We start from the raw sequence: 15,983 nt of genomic DNA, 5'->3' as shown, positions 1-15,983 counted from the left end.
CGTCAACCCCCTCCGCACCGCTGAGCGACCTGCGAGGCTGAGCGATGCATCCCTCTTTCGAGAGAGCGAGACGAAGGAGAACCATGAAGAATCGAACGCTCGGCCCGTACACCGTCTCGGCGATCGGCCTCGGTGCGATGCCGGTGTCGATGAATCGCGACAACACCTACCCCGCGCGCGATGATGCGATCGCGATGATCCATGCTGCCCTCGACGCCGGGGTGACGCTGATCGACACCGCCGACATCTACGCGCCCGCCGATGCCGAGATGGGCCACAACGAACAGATCGTGCGCGACGCCCTCGCCTCGTGGGGCGGCGACACCGACGGCATCGTCGTCGCCACCAAGGGCGGTATCGTCCGCCAGGCGGACGGCGGTGTCGGTCGCGACGGGTCGCTGCCGTACCTGCGGTCTGCGGTGGAGAAGTCGCTGCGGAACCTCGGCATCGATGCGATCGACCTGTACCAGTACCACCGGCCGGATCGGTGGATGGTCTATGGCGACATCATGGACAACCTCAAGACCCTCCGTGAGGAGGGCAAAGTGCAGCAGATCGGCATCTCGAACGCGAGCGTGGAAGAGATCGACATCGCCCGGCAGGTGCTCGGCGAGGGAGTGCTCGTCAGTGTGCAGAACGAGTTCTCCCCGAAGCATCCCGGCAGCTACGACGAGTTGCAGCACTGCGCCGAACACGGCATAGCGTTCCTGCCGTGGAGCCCGCTCGGCGGCACCGGCGGCGGGGCGCGTGACGTCGGAGAGCGGTTCGGCGCCTTCGCGGCGATCGCCGATGATCATGGCGTCAGCCCCCAGCAGGTCGTGCTCGCGTGGGAGCTGTCGCTGGCGGACGTGGTCATCCCGATCCCGGGCGCCCGTCGACCCGCGTCCATCACCGACAGTGCCCGGGCGGCCGACCTGCAGCTGAGCGACGACGAGCTCTCCCGATGCTCGGCGGCTGTGGGGCTGGAGGTCTGAGCGGAGGGATGCTGCCGCGGACGTGGGGTTGCAGCAGCATCCCTCACCCGCGCTCACGGGCGAAGGAGCACCTTGCCCACACGGCCGGCCTCACCGCTCGCGCGCACCGCGTCGGTGATGTCGTCGAGAGCGTGGACGGATGACACCGGCAGGTTGATCGTGCCGTCGGCCAGACGTGCGCGCAGTTCCGCGGCGAGTTCACCGCGGCGCGCGGGGGTGACGCGGGGACGGGCGCCCCAGAATCCCCGCACCCTGGTCCGGCGGAACAGCACGTCACCGACGGCGAGATCGAGCCGGGGCGAAGCCATCGCTCCGAAGACCACGAGCTCGCCGCCCTCGCCGAGCAGCGACAGCACGTCGCCCGCCGCGCTCCCTCCCACGGAATCGACGCCGGCGCGCGGGCTGGCGCCGTCGAGCAGCGCGGCGACGCGCTCGCGCCAGTCGTGGTCATCAGTGGCGACGACGTCGTGGATGCCGGCCGCGGCAAGTTCGTCGACGGCCTCGGCCCGGCGCACGAGGTTGATCACGCGGATGCCGCGACTCGGTGCCAGGCTCGCCACCAGTCGTCCGACGGCGCCGTTGGCGGCGTTCTGCACCATCCACTCGCCTGCCTCGAGCGAGAGGTCGTCGAGGAGCGTGAGCGCCGACATGGGCATCGCGAACATCTGCGCGGCGACCTCATCGGGGATCTCGTCGTCGACGGGAACCGTCGCACGGGCGGGCAGGACGACCTCCTCGGCCCAGACGCCGTGGCCGCTCGCGGTGACACGCTGACCCACCTGTCGGTCTCCGACGTCGGCACCGACGGCATCGATCAGACCCATCGCCTCGGTTCCCGCGCGAGCCGGAAGATCAGGCAGGACGCCGTACTGCCCGCGCACGGTCATGAGGTCGTGATTGTGGATGGCGGCGAGCACGATGCGCACCCGCACCTCTTCCGGGCCCGGTTCGGGCCGGTCGATCTCATCGATGGCGAGCACCTCCTCCGGGGCTCCGAAGGTGCGGTGGATTGCTGCGCGCATGGTGTCTCGCTCTCGTCGGCCGTCTCGGCGCGATTGCGCCGCGCGGTCTTCCAGCGTAGGTCGCCCGTGGGCTCGCAGACGCCGTGATCTTGACGGCATACTTGCTTTTTGCAAGTGTTTGCGTATGAGCCTCTTCATCACGTGCCCCGTCGAGAGCGTCGAACGCTCGACCGCCTTCTACACCGCCCTCGGGTGGACCATGGATCCTGACATGTCCGACCACAACGTGTCGTGCTTCGCGGTCGCGCCAGGGCAGTACGTCGTGCTCGGCAGTCGAGAGATGTACGCGAGTGTGGGCGGCACCGACGACCTGATCGGCGGGGCCGAGACACCGTCGAAAGTGACCGTCTCGTTCGACCTCGGCAGCCGTGAGGCGGTCGACGAACTCACCGAGCGCGCCGGCGCCGCGGGCGGGCGGGTCGGGGACACCGACGACTACCCGTTCATGTATCAGCGCCAGTTCGACGACCCCGACGGATATCACTATTCGCCGTTCTGGATGAAGCCGGAGGCCGGTCCGCAGGAGTGAGCGACCTCGCCGCCGCCCTCGATGTCGTCGGCGCCCGGTGGGCCCTGCTCATCGTGGGCCGGCTCCTCGACGGACCACAGCGCTACGGTGATCTGCAGCGTGACCTCGGAGTGCCCACCAACATCCTCGCCACCCGACTGCGCGAACTCGAACAGGCGGGCGTGCTGACCCGCCTGCCGCTCCGGCACAAGACCCGGGCTTATGCGCTGACCGATCGCGGCCTCGCGCTGCGGGAGAGCATCGACGCTCTCGAGCGGTGGGTGCGACCGTGAATCCTCCCCGACGCGCGCGCCGGGGAGGATTCACGGTGTGGCGTGCTATCGCACCGTGACCGTGACCGGCTTCGATGCGGTCTCGCCGTTGGCGTTGCGGAACACGGCGATCAGCTCGTGGTCGCCGGGCTCCACTCCCTCCAGCTCGACCTGTGCCCGCTGGGCGTCGGGGGTCGACGCGGCGAGCTCGCCGGAGTCGACCACCTCGCCGTCGAGGAGGATGTCGTACGCGTCGGCGTTGGTGCCCCACCGCAGGTTCGCCGTGACGGTGAACTCCCCGTCGCGGTCCCAGTTGTCGTGGGACACGACCGGTGTGCCGGGTGCCGCAGCGTTTACCACGACCGTTGTCGAGCTCGTCTCGGTGATGCCGTGGCTGTTGACGAGCTCGGCGGTGTACTCGTAGGTGCCGTTCGGCTTGCCCTCGAAGCTCACCCCCGTGGTCTGCGACATGCCCTGCGTCGGCTCGAGCACGCGGGTCTCGAACAGGCGGAACACCGTGCCGGGAACACCCCACCAGAGGTTCATCACGACGTCGTAGGTGCCGTCGTGCAGCCCGTAGGCCCACCCGCTGGTGTTGGACAGCGTGCCGCGTCCGGGCGCCGCGTCGTATTCGTCGCCGGAGACGAGCAGCACCGTGCTGGTCTCGGTCGAGACGAAGCCGTCGTTGTTGGTCGCCGTGGCGACGACCTCGGCTTCCTGCCCGTCGCCGGAGATCCCGAGGTCGGCGAGCACGACGTCGCCGGATGCCGGCACATCGACCCCGTCGATGGTCACCGTCACGGACCGCACGCCGCTCTCGGGGTCATCGGCGGTGATCGCGAGTTCGAAGGGCTCGTCCACCGAGACCACGCCCGAGGGCAACCCGCTGATCACCGGCGCCGACTCGTCGGTGTCGGGCGCGCCGACGTACGAGATCGACGGTACGGGTGGCTCGCCCATCCCGGCGCCGATGAAGTACGACGGGTGCGGGGGCTGGTTGTAGGCGGAGTTCTGATTGGCGACCGCCAGGCGATACTGCGAGTCGTGCATCAGGGTGGGGATGCGCGTGTCGGTGACGTCCGTCGTCGTGTAGATGCGGATGCCGGTGCCGTCCTCCAGCCGCACCGCGAGCTCCTCGCGCCAGTCGCCGAACAGGTCGGCCTGGATCACGGGGTTGCCCTTGGTGGTGTTGTTGGTCGACGTGCCCTCGAGGCGCTTGATCTCGACCTCTTCCTGTGCCGCCGGATCCCACGTGGAGATCGTCGGCACGCCCGTCATGGTGTCTTCGTCGTAGTCGTGATCGGTGATCTCGCGCACGACGTCGCCGTTCCACCACGTGACGAAGTTCGCCGCGGGGATGTCGGTGGACAGCACCTCACCGGTCGAGGCGTTCAGCGTGCCGACGGGGGAGTCCCACGCGGCGTTCCCGCCGACGTTCCACGCTTCCGCTCCCGGGGAGGTGGGGTCGATGTCGGCGGCGGCGCCGCGACCGGTGTCGACGGTGCCCTCGTTCGACCAGAGGATCTCGCCGGTCTCGGCGTCGCGCATCGCGGCGATGATGTTGCCGTTGCCACTGGGCGACTCGAAGACGCTGTAGATCTCCTGGCCGGGCCGGTCGATCACGAAGTCGCTCACGTGAAGCGCGTCGCCGTGGAACAGGCGCGAGTTGTACAGCGGCATGCCGTCGTGGTCGATGGTCAGTGCGCCGAAGACGATCTCGTCGAGGCCGTCACGGTCGACGTCGGCGACGGTGAACTGGTGGTTGCCCTGCCCCTCGTATTCCGAGCCGGCTTCGTCGGAGTCGAAGGTCCAGCGCTCGACGAGCTTGCCGTCCACGAGATCCCACGCGACGATCACCGTGCGTGTGTAGTAGCCGCGGCTCATCACCAGCGATGGGTTCTCGCCGTCGAGGTAGGCGACGCCGCCGAGGAAGCGGTCGACGCGGTTGCCGTAGGTGTCGCCCCATGAGCCGACGTTCCCGCGGCCCGGAAGGTAGTCGACGGTGTCGATCGCGGCGCCGGTCTGCCCGTCGAAGACCGTGAGGAACTCCGGGCCGGAGAGTATGTAGCCGCTGCTGTTGCGATAGTCGGCGTCGGCGTCGCCGATGACCGTGCCCTCGCCGTCGACCGTGCCGTCGGCCGTCTTCACGGCGACTTCCGCTCGTCCGTCGCTGTCGTAGTCGAAGACCTCGAGCTGCGTGTAGTGCGCGCCAGCGCGGATGTTGCGCCCGAGGTCGATGCGCCACAGGCTCGTGCCGTCGAACTCGACCGCCTCGATATAGACGTTGCCGGTGTATCCCGGTCGCGAGTTGTCCTGCGCGTTCGACGGGTTCCACAGGAAGACCAGCTCGTACTCGCCATCTCCGTCGACGTCGCCCACGGTGCCGTCGCCCGGCGCGTACGTGGCGGTGCTGCCGTCGGGCATGGTCTGGTCGGCCGGCTTGTCGAGCGGGACGTCGAGGTAGTCCGATGCCCAGACGCCGAACTCGTCGGTGACCGAGACCTCGCGGTCGTCGACCTGGGTTGTGACGAGGTAGGTCGAGTCGGCTGTGCCCTCGACATCGACGAAGTTCGTCGTGTCGGTGAGGGGCGCATCCGTGATCTTCGCGCCGTCGCGGTAGACGTCGAAGCCCATCGCGCGATCGTCGAGGCCGAGCAGGCGCCAGCCGAGGTAGACGCCGTCGTCGGTGGACACGGCGACGGGGGAGCGGTCGAGGTACTCGACGTCGCGCACGAGTGTCGTGGCGATCTCGGTCGAGAGCACCTCCGACTCCTCCGAGGCGCCACCGGCGTTCAGTGCGACGACCTTGTAGAGGTAGGGCCGGGTGGTCAGCACGTCGTCGTCGGTGTAGGCGGGCTCCGAGACCTGACCGATCTCTTCGAAGGGGATGTCGTCGCGCGTCGAGCGGAACACCTTGTAGAGCGCGACGTCGTCGGCGGCATCCCACGTGAGCGTGACCTGGCTGCGGTCGATGGATTCGGTCGTCAGTCCGGTAGGTGCGGCGGGCGGTGCGACGGACTCGTCGATCACCGACACGGCGAGGCGCTCGCCGGGGCGTGACGTGCGCTCGCCCTTGACCGTGGCGACGGCGTAGTCGTAGGTCTCGCCGAGCTCGACGTCGGAGTCGACGAATGTCGGCGATTCCGCGGGATCGGCCGGGGCGCTGACCGTGCCGATCTCGCTCAGGTCGCCGCCGGGTGCCGAGCGATAGAGGGTGTAGCCGGTGGCGCCCTCGACGGGCTGCCAACCGAGGGCGACATTCAACTCGTCGGCGTCGACCGACGAGGCGAGGGTCGAGGGGGCGGCGAGCGGAGTCTGCACGGTGATGCCGTTGATGCGCGCATCGCCGGAGGCGGAGATGTTCAGCTGTCCGTCGGAGACCTCGATCGCGGGGAAGAACTCCTCGTGCACGTCGCCGCTCGAGGTGCGCGGACCCGAGAATGCCGTGCCCTCGATATCGAAGCTGGTGCGGTTGCCGGCGATGAGGTCGCCGGCCCACGTCGTGACTTCATAGGTGCCGTTGGGAACGTCTACGGCGAAGGCCGAACCGTCTCCGATGGTGAAGTCGCGGGCGACCAGGTCGTCGCCGCCGCGGTCGCGGAACGCTCCCGGAGCCGCGGTGAAGCCGTAACCCGTGTCAGCGTCGTATGCCGAGCCCGGGTGGATCGCAATCCAGCCCTCCGGAGTGGGCGAGGAGGACCCACCGAAGTCGAAGCGCAGGTCGATCTCGTCGGCGGCGGATGCGGGGGAAGCCGCGAGGGCGCCGGAGGCGACGATCGCACCTCCGGCGACGGCGGCGATGGTTGTTCTCAGTCGTCTGGGGCGACGTGGATCGGGCACTGAATCTCCTTCGAAACGGTGACTTCCGGAGGAGCGTCGGTGCTCCTCCCCACGCCGCACCTGCGGGAAAGCGTTTGCTGACGCGGTTCATCCATTGTCACGCCACCCGAAGGCAAGGTCAAGGAAAGCGTTATCTTTCCCGAACTTTCCCGAAGGGGACCGCTTCGGCGGGTCAGAACGGCGCCGGATCGAACTCGGCATCGGTGACGAACTGCACGCTGGACACGGGGTGGTCGGGGTAGACCCGTCCGGTGGGGCTTGTCCATTCCAGAACGCCGCCCGGCTTCTGCACGACCGTCCACGGCGTCTGATGTTTCAGGGTGTGATGTCGTCGGCAGAGATGACTGAGATTCGACACGGTGGTCGTGCCCCCGAATTGCCAGTCCAGCGTGTGGTCGAGGTCGCAGACCGCGGCAGGCAGTCGACACCCGGGGAATCGACAGTGCTGATCTCGAACGTCGAGGGTGCGGCGCATTTGACTGGACGCCTGGTATCGGTCGACGCCGAGCACTTCGCCGGAGATGGGATGTGTGAGAATTCGGTCCCATCCGGGAGCGTTTCTTGCGAGCTCCCTGGCCGTATTCGGGTCGATCGGACCGTGTCCGGCGAGAGTGACGGCTTCGAACGGGTCGTCAGCCGGGGAGTCGAGGAGCGTGAGCACGGGGATGGTGACCCGCACGTGCGCCTGGATCGCGCCCAGTCCGGTCGCGGTCGTGCCGATGTGTGCGTCGGGGGCTGCCGTGAGGAGCATGTCGGCGAGAAGATCGACCCGGATGGCGTCGAGCACACGGCGGGCGGCGAGGAGCTCGTCGAGGTGGGCCTCCGCCCGGTCGACCGCGCTCTGTTCGTTCCGCTCGGTTTTCGCTCCCGATCCCGTCGGCTCGGCCCCATTTCTCGATTCCGCGCGCTCGGCCTTCACTGCGGCCTGCACGGCGTCACGGGCATTGCGGATGGCCTCGGCATCGGCCTCGGCGACATCGCGAGCCATGCGGGTGAGGCGGTCGTGGACGCCGTGGATGATCACGGCCGGCCCCGTCACCTGCAGTTCGGCCATGCCGTCGTCGAGATCGTGGACCTGAACCGAGCGGGTCGCGGCGGCTTTCGCGTGGCGCTCGCGGATCGTCTCGTTGAGGAACCACTGCGCTCGTCGCCTGGCGATCGGCCGCAGGCGTGACGCGGACTCGGCCTCGGCGTATCCGAGCACGCTGTTCTCGTACTCGGCGGCGAGCTCGGGGTGCTCGATGCGGTCGCCCGCCTCGACGATGACGCGCGCGTGTGCGAGCGAGATGCGGCCGGCCCCGAGTGAGCGCACCGTCTCGGGGAACATCTCGACCATCCGCGCGGCCTCGCCGATCTGACGCTGCACGGTGCGGTCGGACACCCGAAGGGCGGTCGCGAGTTCAGCGGCGACGGAGCGCCGGGGGAGGTCGGCGGTGGACATGTTCTCTTCTGCGGCCGCCCACGCGTCTGCGATCTCGCCCGCGTGTGCGAGCGCACGGGCCTCGCGCGCCTGGAGCTGGGCGATCTGACGCCGGATGTCGACGACCTCGGTGACCACCGGCGCCAGTCGCGCGGCGGCGACCTGGTCGGGTGCGGTGGCTGTTTCGGTCATGACGTCATCGTCTCACCGACCTCGGACATTGCTTCGAAAGTATCGGTTGGTGCAGTTCACGCAGCGCGCTCGAAATGAGATCGGTCTGAGCCGTGAGTCGCAGCTATCGCTCCACTCGTGCCCGTACCCGCTCGTGTGTGGCTGCGGCGAACGACACCAGCCGAATCTCCTCCAGGCCGGTGTCGGCGCGAGAGATGGTCTCGACGGCGGCGTCGATGGCATCATCCAGTGGCCACGCATAGATGCCGGCGCTGATCAGCGGGAAGGCGATGCTCGTGGCGCCGAGTTCTTCGGCGACCTCGAGGGATCGTCGATAGCAGGACTCCAGAAGGCGCCGGTCGCGCTCCCCGGCGGCGTGGTTGGGTCCGACGGTATGAATGACCCATCGCGCAGGAAGGTCGCCGGCGGTCGTCCATCCCGCATCCCCGGTGTCGAGACCGCGTGGGAAGCGGGCGATGCAGTCGTCGAGGATCGCCCGACCGCCGGCGCGGTGGATCGCTCCGTCGACGCCGCCGCCTCCGCGCATGGCGCGGTTGGCGGCGTTCACGACTGCGTCGACCTGCTGCGCGGTGATGTCGCCGTGGAGAGTGGTGATGAGGGTCATGTCGTCATGGTGCCTTGCGCCGCAGTCGTTCAGAACCCCTTGCGCTCGACAGATGCGGCGGGGCGAAGGCGAGAATGGAGGGATGGATTCGCCCGCCGACTTCATCGACCGCACGCTGCGGGCCGAGGCGACGGAGTGGCGCACGTGGGCGGACGGCGACGCGTCGGTCGGCGGGCTGCGCGTCTACGGCGCATCGGTGGGGGCGGTGCGCGGCACCGTTCGTGACGCGCTCCGCCGATACGGCGACCTGCAGCATGATGAGGTGACTGCCGTCGCGTCTGAACTGTGGTCGGTGCCCGTCCTCGAGCGCCGGCTGGCAACGATCGTGCTGCTGCAGCGATACGTCGAGTCGCTCACCGGCAACGACCTCACCCGCATCGAGGGGTTCCTTCGCGATGCGCGCGTCGCCGACCTCATCGAGCCGCTCACGGTCGATGTGGTGCGTCCGCTGCTCGCTCGGCTTCGGGGCGCTGAGGCCGATCGCGCCAGACGGATCGTGGCTCGATGGGCGTCATCCGATGCGCAGAGCCTCCAAACCGCCGCCGCTCTGCTGTAGCGCAGAAGCACGTCGTGATCCTCGCGGGGACGCGGCATGCCGCGCTGAGCGGCGAACGCCGTTGGAACCGCGAACGCCGCTGTCAGATCAGCCCCACCATGCTGTACGCCGCCACGAAGGCGACCGCCACGACCGCCGTGCCGCCGACCGCGACCACGACGGGTAGGGCTCCACGGATACGACCCCACAGCATCACCCCGAGCAACACCACTCCGATGATCCCGATGACGATCCAGTACACCGGGCTCGTGGTCTCGCCGACCACCGTGAGTCCATAGGCAGCCTCGCCCATTCCGACTCCCGCGAGCGCGGCCGTACCGAGCGCGGCGCGCAGCCCGCGCGCGCGCAGCCAGCACGCGGCGACGCCGACGAACGGTCCGACGACGAGGCCGATCACCGAGAACATCAGCGGGTCATACGCGTAGCCGCGCATCGTCGACACGATCGCGTACCCGACGGTGAGCAGCACGAAGCTCACCGCCCCGAGCGCGGCGGACAGCCACCAGGGCACTCGAGCCCCGTAGACCAGCGCGGCGGTGATGACGGTCCAGCCGCTCGCCGAGTTCGCGAACGACACGAACCACTCGGGCAGGAACGCCTGCGCGAACGCCGTCGCGCCGCCGAGCACCAGGCTCGCCGCGAGCACCGCGGCTGAGGCGAGCGCCACGCTCGTCATCGATCTTGTCCGCGCCTGCGCGGTCGCCGCTTGCGCCACTCGGACACTCTATGTGCCCGAGGTGACAGGCCACCGACCGTCGGTCGCCTCATCCCCCCGACCCGCTCGCCACCGCCCGTGATGACGCCATCAACCGTCTTGTTCCGTCGCTGGTCGAGTCAGCCCAGACGTTCGAGGGGGTTGGCCGCGAGCTTGACGATGAGGCCGCCGTCGACGAGTCGTTTCGCGGCTGTATCGGGTTTTCGTGATGCCTGGTCGCTCAGGCATGAGCCGAACTCCGCGGCGAGCGTTCCTCGCGGGTGGGCGGCAAGCACTTCGCGTCGGAAGACTTCCAACAGAGCATCCGGCCTCGCGCCGGAGATGTCCAGACCCGTGGCGATCTCGAGCAGGTGGCCCTCGGCGTCCAACGCCGGATCGACACCCGGCCAGTTGTGGCGCACGATCACCTCGAGCACCCGATTGCGCCGGTGCGCCGGCCAGCCTGCTCCCGCGGTGAGCGCGACACCGACGTGCCCGCCGGCGTGCTCGTAGGAGATTGTGTGGTTATCGAACTCCGTCGCGATGCCGATGTCGTGCAGCACGGCAGACACATACAGCAGCTCGTGGTCGATGTCGGTGATGCCGTCGACCCGCGCGAAGGCCTCGGCCCAGAGCCACGAGCGCAGTGCGTGAGCGGTGATCGCGGGGGATTGGTACTGCGTGGCGAGCTCGAGGGCACCGCGTGCCGCCAGTGTGTCGGGCACAGTGAAGTCCGCGATGCGCATGCATACATCCTGCGGGCGCGTGGGGACCCCCGACACAGCCCGGTGCGACAGCGACCGTCCGAAAACAGCCATCCCGTTGCGGGCAGGGAGGAGCGGCGCGTCGACGTGGAGTGAACCGAGCCGGCCGTCCCGGCGGTCACTCGTTGCGGCCGCGACGCTCGATGCCGTCGAGCACGATCTCGAGTCCCGCTTCGAACGAGTCGCGGAAATCGTATCCGGGCTGCATGACGTGCTCGCTCGTGAAGCGCACCAGCGAAGGGTATGCCTCGGGCGAGAGCGGCGCGATGATCTGATCGCCGGCCTCGGTCAGGTCGCCGCCGGCGTCACCGAGCGGGAGTGCCGCCTCCTGCAGCGCGAAGCCGTAGACGAAGGCGTCGACGACCGCGAGTCCATGTGCGACGACGGCAAGCGAGAAGCCGGTGCTGAGCCAGGTCGTCACGAGCGCTTCGTGGTGATCGAGGATGTCAGCACCGGGGGTGCGTCGCGACTCCATGATGGGGATAGCCCACGGGTGCCGGCGGAGGGCGTCGCGCAGTGAGCGTGCGCGACTCGCGATGGCGTCCTTCCACAGCGTGTCTGCCGCGGGGCGCTCGACCTCGTCGAAGACGCGGCCCACCATCCCGTCGACGATGTCGTCCTTGTTCTTCACGTAGTGGTAGATCGTCATCGGTCGCACGCCGAGATGGTCGGCCAGGCGGCGGATCGTGAGGGGCTCGAGACCGATCTCGTCGGCGAGAGCCATCGCCCCGTCGATGATGTGGTCGCGACTGAGCGATCCCCGCGACGGCGGATCTGACGGCGACATCCTGCCTCCTTTTCTTCGAGTGCCTTGACGAATCGTACTAAGTACGCATACGGTACTCCTAATTGCCGTACTAAGTACGGCGCCCCGCAACCATCTAGCCGAAGAAGAGATCGATGACTGAACAGCTGAGCACGACCCCATCAGCGGATGCCGAGACGGTCCCCGCTACCATGACCGCAATCGTCCAGCGCGGCTACGGCGGTCCCGAGGTGCTCCACCGAGAGGAGATCGAGGTTCCCGCGCCTGACGCCGGTCAGGTTCTCCTCCGGGTCGCGGCGGCCGGCCTCGACCGCGGAGTGTGGCACCTCATGGCCGGGCTGCCCTACCTGGTCCGACCCATGTTCGGGATGAGCACTCCGCGGCAGCCGATCCCCGGTCTCGACGTCGCCGGCACGGTCGTCGCGCTCGGCCCTGGGGCTGAGGGCTTCTCTGTCGGCGACCGTGTCTTCGGCATCGCGGCCGGGAGTTTCGCGGAGTACGCCGTTGCGACCACGACTTCTATCACCCACCTGCCCGATGGGGTGAGCTTCGAGGATGCGGCAGCGCTGCCGGTGTCGGGACTCACCGCGTTCGAGGCCGTGCACACCCACGGCGGCGTGCAGCCTGGACAGCGTGTGCTCGTGACCGGAGCGTCGGGTGGAGTCGGCGGTTACGCCGTGCAGCTGGCCGCAGCGGCCGGTGCCGACGTGACAGGGGTCGCCAGCGGCGTCAAGGCTGATTTCGTCCGCTCACTCGGGGCCGGCCGGTCGATCGACTACGGCACAACCGTCGTGACAGATCTGCCCGACCGGTACGACCTCATCGTCGACGTGAACGGTCGGCTGCCGCTGGGTCGCCTCGTCCGCATCCTCACACCCGCCGGCGCCCTCGTCATCGTCGGTGGCGAGAACGGGGGTCGGTTGACCGGAGGCATCGAGCGCCAGTTCGGCGCCCGGCTCCGCTCCGCCTTCACGCGGCGGCGTCTGGGGTTCTTCATCTCCTCCGAGACACGCGCCGACCTTCCGGAGCTCGCACGCCTTGTCGAGACCGGGGCTCTCCGCTCGACCGCGACCACGATGCGCCCGCTCGCCGAGGTCCGTCAGGCGATCGCCGACCTCACGGATGGACGCGTCCGCGGCAAAGCCGTGATCCGCGTCGCCGCCTGAATCCACAACCCTCGCTGACGCCTTCATCCAAGGAGAATCCACGATGTCCACCATCACCCCGATCGACACCACCCGCCGCACCGCCGCCCGCGTCGCGGGCGCCGGATACCTCGGCCTGTTCGTGCTGGCGATCTTCGCGAACTTCGTCGTCAAACAGGGCCTCATCGATGCGTCGAGCGCCGAGACGACCGTGGCGAACATCCAGGCGCAGGAGGGGCTGTTCCGCGTCGGGCTCGCCGCTTTCGTGGTCGTCTTCCTCATCGACATTGCCGTCGCGTGGGCGCTCTACGTCCTGTTCGCCCCGGCCGGTCGCACCCGCTCCCTCCTCGTGGCGTGGTTCCGCCTGATCTACACGGTCTTCCTCGGTGTCGGCGCCGTCTTCATGTTCCTCGGCCTGCAGGTCGCCAATGGCACGACCTCGTTGGGCGCCGACGCTGCGCTGTTGATGTTCGAAGCGTTCGATTTCGCGTGGTTCGTCGGCCTGATCGCCTTCGGCGGTCACCTTGTGCTGCTCGGCGTGTTGATCATCCGATCGGGTCTCGCGCCGCGCCTTATCGGCGGCATCCTCATCGTCGCCGGGGCCGCCTACGCGGTCGACACCCTGGCGCACATTCTCGTCACCGATTACGCGGCCATCTCGAGCGTCATGCTCGGCATCGTCGCGATTCCCTCTATCGTCGCCGAACTCACCTTCACGATCTGGCTGCTTCTCTCCGGCCGCCGATCCAGCGCAACCACACGCGAAGAGCCTCGCGTGCCCGTCCTCCAGTGACCCGCGGCGGGCCTTCACACCGAAAGGTGCCTCATGCGTACGTTCCTCACCACCGTCCTGCTGCTCGGTGCAGCGCTCTCGCCGGGCAGCCACGCTGCGGCATCCGTCGAGCAGATCATCGATGAAGAGATGCCGGCGTCCGGGGTACCCGGGCTCGCCTACGCGATCGTCGACGGCGATACCGTGACGACGGGCGCGCGCGGAGTGCGCGAAGCGGGCACTGATCTGCCGGTCACCCCCGACACCCCGTTTCTCACCGGATCCATTTCGAAGAGCTTCACCGCCCTCGCGGTGATGCAGCTGGTCGAAGCGGGAGCCGTCGGCCTTGACGACCCGATCTCGGCGCACCTCGACGACTTCGCCGGCGGCCCGGGCGCGGATGTCACCGTGCGGCAGCTGCTGAGTCATACAAGTGGGTACTCGACACTCCAGGGCAACAGCTCACCGGCCGCACCCTCAGACGCCCCCGCGAACAGGCCCGGCGAGATATGGGAATACTCCAACACGAACTATCAGATCCTCGGACGCCTCATCGAAGCGGAAAGCGGTGACGACTTCGCCACCTACGTCGAAGAGCACATCCTCGAACCGGTCGGCATGGACGACAGCTTCGTCTCCGACGGCGCCGTGCACGAAGATATGGCCGTCGGCCACACCTCGTGGTTCTGGACCAAGCGCCCGATCGACGACCGCACGACCTCACGCGAAACCGCAGCGCAGGGCGGCGTCGTCGCGACCGCCACCGACCTCGCTCTCTACCTTCAGGTGATGATCAACGGAGAGGATGACGTCCTCAGCGCCGAGGCGAAAGCGACGATGATGCGCCCCGCAAGCGAGGCTTCGCCGTTCTACGGACTCGGCTGGTTCATCGATACGAGTGCCGGGACCGTCTGGCATTCGGGGTCGACGCCCGGCGTCGAGACCCTCGCAGCACTGTCGCCCGACGAGGGTCGAGCCGCGCTCGTGTTCGTCAACGGCGGCAGCGGTCTGGGGTTCGGGGAGACGACGCAGCTGCGTGATCGCGTGATTGCCACAGCCCTCGGCACGCCCGAGCCCGAGATCGGGTCGCGGTGGGCGCAACAGGCACTGTTCCTCGGACTTGTTCTCCTGCCGATCGCGTATGCGGTGAGCATGGTCTGGGCGTGGCGGCATCGCACCGCGCTGCGCGCGAAGCGGCGCGGATTCGGCCTCTTCAGCCTCTGGTTCCCGCTCGCCACCACGATCGCCGCCGCTGCCGTGCTCCTCTGGATCATGCCGAACCTGCTGGGCGCGCCGCTCGGGACGATCCTGGTGTTCCAGCCCGATGTCGGCCTCGCGCTGATCGCCTCGGCCGTCATGGGTCTTATGTGGGCAATGTTCCGCCTCGGCGTTGCCTACAGCGGTATCGGCGTAGAAGCGATGCCGTGAGACAGTCAGCGGGCATCGCGCGGCGGGGGCGGTGGGTGCGTCTTCGAGGATGCCCGGGTTCATCGGGGCATGAATGCACGAGGGCGGTGCGGCGCTTCAATCCTCGAAGCGGCGACGTGGGCACGTGGGAGGGGTGGACCCGTTGAGGTCAGGGTAGCTAGTGGCCCGGAGCCGGCAGGCACCCGCCGTCCATGATGAATCCGCCGACCTCGACCTGCACCCCTTCGGGTGTCACGGCGCCGAAGAGGCATCCGCCACCGACGACGGCCACGCCGAACGGCACATCACCATTGCGCTCGTAGCCTTGGATGTTCGCTTCGGTCACGCCCGCCTCGACCAGTGCGGCGCGCACGGCGGTTTCGCTGATCCCAGCGCTCGAGACGCGCACGGCCTCGAGTGCCGCGGTCACGGGCGCGATGAGGTGCGATCCTGCTTCTCGTCCATCTTGCGGCTGCTCCATACGTTGACGGTAGAGCTCGTTGCTCGCCATGTTCTTCTCCGCGTCGTAGGCGACGCAGCCAGGCGCCGGTTCGATGCCCGGCTGCTCAGCAACCGCGCATGTCGGCGAAGGGGAGGCACTCGCTACACCGAGATTCGCCACCTCCGATGCGCAGCCACCGAGAGTGAGGGCGACCGCGAGAACGCTGGCAGCACCGCACACTGCGCCAAGCCCCCGCGGCGATCTCAGCGCCTGACCATAGGGACTGCTCCTCATGCGAGCATCTTAGGCGGGCGAATATCGCCGGCGTTTCATGCACTGTCCGGCACAGAATCCGAGCCCTCCGCTCCCGACCGGTGTGGCCGCGGCTGTAGCCGGAGTCGATGATGCGACATTCATTGCTCGGGATCACGGTTGGAACCTTTCGTTCACCTAGTCGGTGGCAAAAGAGCGGCATGCACCGTGAGTGGTCACAGGATCCCGCTGCGGGCAACGCGCATTGAGGGACGGTGGTGTTCCAACCGCTCCCGGGTGACACCGGTGTGATGTCGCAGCCGGCGGGAGGTCAGGGTAGGAGGTCGAGCATC

The 15,983-nt window shown here is 68.3% G+C and carries 15 protein-coding genes; 7 read left to right on the top strand and 8 right to left on the bottom strand.

The features are described 5' to 3' along the window. The first annotated feature begins 83 nt into the window (after positions 1 to 83). The gene (locus tag ACGG9C_RS16305; protein WP_071043030.1) at positions 84 to 974 is read left to right on the top strand and encodes an aldo/keto reductase; all 891 of its coding nucleotides are present in this window, start codon (positions 84 to 86) and stop codon (positions 972 to 974) included. A gap of 53 nt (positions 975 to 1,027) precedes the next feature. Here the strand turns inward: ACGG9C_RS16305 and ACGG9C_RS16300 are convergent, their stop codons facing one another. Beyond that, positions 1,028 to 1,996: a zinc-binding dehydrogenase gene (locus ACGG9C_RS16300; RefSeq protein ID WP_194385040.1), complete on the bottom strand. Its 969-nt coding sequence runs from the start codon at positions 1,994 to 1,996 to the stop codon at positions 1,028 to 1,030. 124 nt (positions 1,997 to 2,120) lie between these two features. On the opposite strand from ACGG9C_RS16300, the gene ACGG9C_RS16295 reads away from it, so the two are divergent. Together ACGG9C_RS16295 and ACGG9C_RS16290 are read left to right on the top strand one after the other, a co-directional pair. Next, positions 2,121 to 2,525: a VOC family protein gene (locus tag ACGG9C_RS16295; RefSeq protein WP_194385041.1), complete on the top strand. Its 405-nt coding sequence runs from the start codon at positions 2,121 to 2,123 to the stop codon at positions 2,523 to 2,525. Next, the gene (locus tag ACGG9C_RS16290) at positions 2,522 to 2,797 is read left to right on the top strand and encodes a helix-turn-helix domain-containing protein (protein ID WP_071043035.1); all 276 of its coding nucleotides are present in this window, start codon (positions 2,522 to 2,524) and stop codon (positions 2,795 to 2,797) included. Before ACGG9C_RS16295 ends, ACGG9C_RS16290 begins: the two co-directional genes overlap by 4 nt. A gap of 45 nt (positions 2,798 to 2,842) precedes the next feature. Here ACGG9C_RS16290 and ACGG9C_RS16285 read toward each other — a convergent pair whose 3' ends face one another. The 3 genes from ACGG9C_RS16285 to ACGG9C_RS16275 all read right to left on the bottom strand — a co-directional run bounded on the left by ACGG9C_RS16285 (position 2,843) and on the right by ACGG9C_RS16275 (position 8,832). Further along, positions 2,843 to 6,616 carry a hypothetical protein gene (locus tag ACGG9C_RS16285; RefSeq protein WP_194385042.1) on the bottom strand — a complete coding sequence of 1,258 codons (3,774 nt, stop codon included), beginning with the start codon at positions 6,614 to 6,616 and terminating at the stop codon, positions 2,843 to 2,845. A gap of 172 nt (positions 6,617 to 6,788) precedes the next feature. Then, complete coding sequence (locus ACGG9C_RS16280; protein WP_194385043.1) at positions 6,789 to 8,228, bottom strand: HNH endonuclease signature motif containing protein; 1,440 nt, start codon at positions 8,226 to 8,228, stop codon at positions 6,789 to 6,791. Between the two features lie 103 nt (positions 8,229 to 8,331). Further along, positions 8,332 to 8,832: an O-acetyl-ADP-ribose deacetylase gene (locus ACGG9C_RS16275; RefSeq protein ID WP_194385044.1), complete on the bottom strand. Its 501-nt coding sequence runs from the start codon at positions 8,830 to 8,832 to the stop codon at positions 8,332 to 8,334. Between the two features lie 82 nt (positions 8,833 to 8,914). Here ACGG9C_RS16275 and ACGG9C_RS16270 point away from each other — a divergent pair, with 82 nt between their 5' ends. Then, positions 8,915 to 9,388 carry a DNA alkylation repair protein gene (locus ACGG9C_RS16270; protein ID WP_194385045.1) on the top strand — a complete coding sequence of 158 codons (474 nt, stop codon included), beginning with the start codon at positions 8,915 to 8,917 and terminating at the stop codon, positions 9,386 to 9,388. Between the two features lie 82 nt (positions 9,389 to 9,470). Here ACGG9C_RS16270 and ACGG9C_RS16265 read toward each other — a convergent pair whose 3' ends face one another. The 3 genes from ACGG9C_RS16265 to ACGG9C_RS16255 form a co-directional block, all read right to left on the bottom strand. Further along, on the bottom strand, positions 9,471 to 10,064 hold the full coding sequence (locus tag ACGG9C_RS16265; protein ID WP_071043043.1) for a DUF6518 family protein: 594 nt from the start codon (positions 10,062 to 10,064) through the stop codon (positions 9,471 to 9,473). 158 nt (positions 10,065 to 10,222) lie between these two features. Further along, positions 10,223 to 10,828 carry a cyanamide hydratase gene (locus tag ACGG9C_RS16260; RefSeq protein ID WP_194385046.1) on the bottom strand — a complete coding sequence of 202 codons (606 nt, stop codon included), beginning with the start codon at positions 10,826 to 10,828 and terminating at the stop codon, positions 10,223 to 10,225. 136 nt (positions 10,829 to 10,964) lie between these two features. Next, positions 10,965 to 11,633 (bottom strand): TetR/AcrR family transcriptional regulator, encoded by a 669-nt coding sequence (locus ACGG9C_RS16255; RefSeq protein ID WP_071043046.1) that lies wholly within the window; start codon positions 11,631 to 11,633, stop codon positions 10,965 to 10,967. A 113-nt stretch (positions 11,634 to 11,746) separates the two neighbouring features. On the opposite strand from ACGG9C_RS16255, the gene ACGG9C_RS16250 reads away from it, so the two are divergent. Genes ACGG9C_RS16250 through ACGG9C_RS16240 form a run of 3 tightly spaced genes read left to right on the top strand, consistent with a single transcriptional unit; the run spans position 11,747 to position 14,957 of the window. Beyond that, positions 11,747 to 12,778 (top strand): NAD(P)-dependent alcohol dehydrogenase, encoded by a 1,032-nt coding sequence (locus tag ACGG9C_RS16250; protein ID WP_228480989.1) that lies wholly within the window; start codon positions 11,747 to 11,749, stop codon positions 12,776 to 12,778. Between the two features lie 43 nt (positions 12,779 to 12,821). Then, positions 12,822 to 13,550: a DUF4386 domain-containing protein gene (locus ACGG9C_RS16245; protein ID WP_194385047.1), complete on the top strand. Its 729-nt coding sequence runs from the start codon at positions 12,822 to 12,824 to the stop codon at positions 13,548 to 13,550. A 33-nt stretch (positions 13,551 to 13,583) separates the two neighbouring features. After that, entirely contained in the window at positions 13,584 to 14,957 is a 1,374-nt protein-coding gene (locus ACGG9C_RS16240) for a serine hydrolase (RefSeq protein WP_194385048.1), read from the top strand. A gap of 157 nt (positions 14,958 to 15,114) precedes the next feature. Here the strand turns inward: ACGG9C_RS16240 and ACGG9C_RS16235 are convergent, their stop codons facing one another. Continuing rightward, positions 15,115 to 15,417 carry a hypothetical protein gene (locus tag ACGG9C_RS16235; RefSeq protein WP_194385049.1) on the bottom strand — a complete coding sequence of 101 codons (303 nt, stop codon included), beginning with the start codon at positions 15,415 to 15,417 and terminating at the stop codon, positions 15,115 to 15,117. Positions 15,418 to 15,983: the final 566 nt, after the last annotated feature.

It is taken from the genome of Microbacterium sp. MTN4-26, from assembly GCF_042846595.1.
GTDB lineage: Bacteria > Actinomycetota > Actinomycetes > Actinomycetales > Microbacteriaceae > Microbacterium > Microbacterium luteum.
This window is presented reverse-complemented; position numbering and strand designations above follow the sequence as displayed.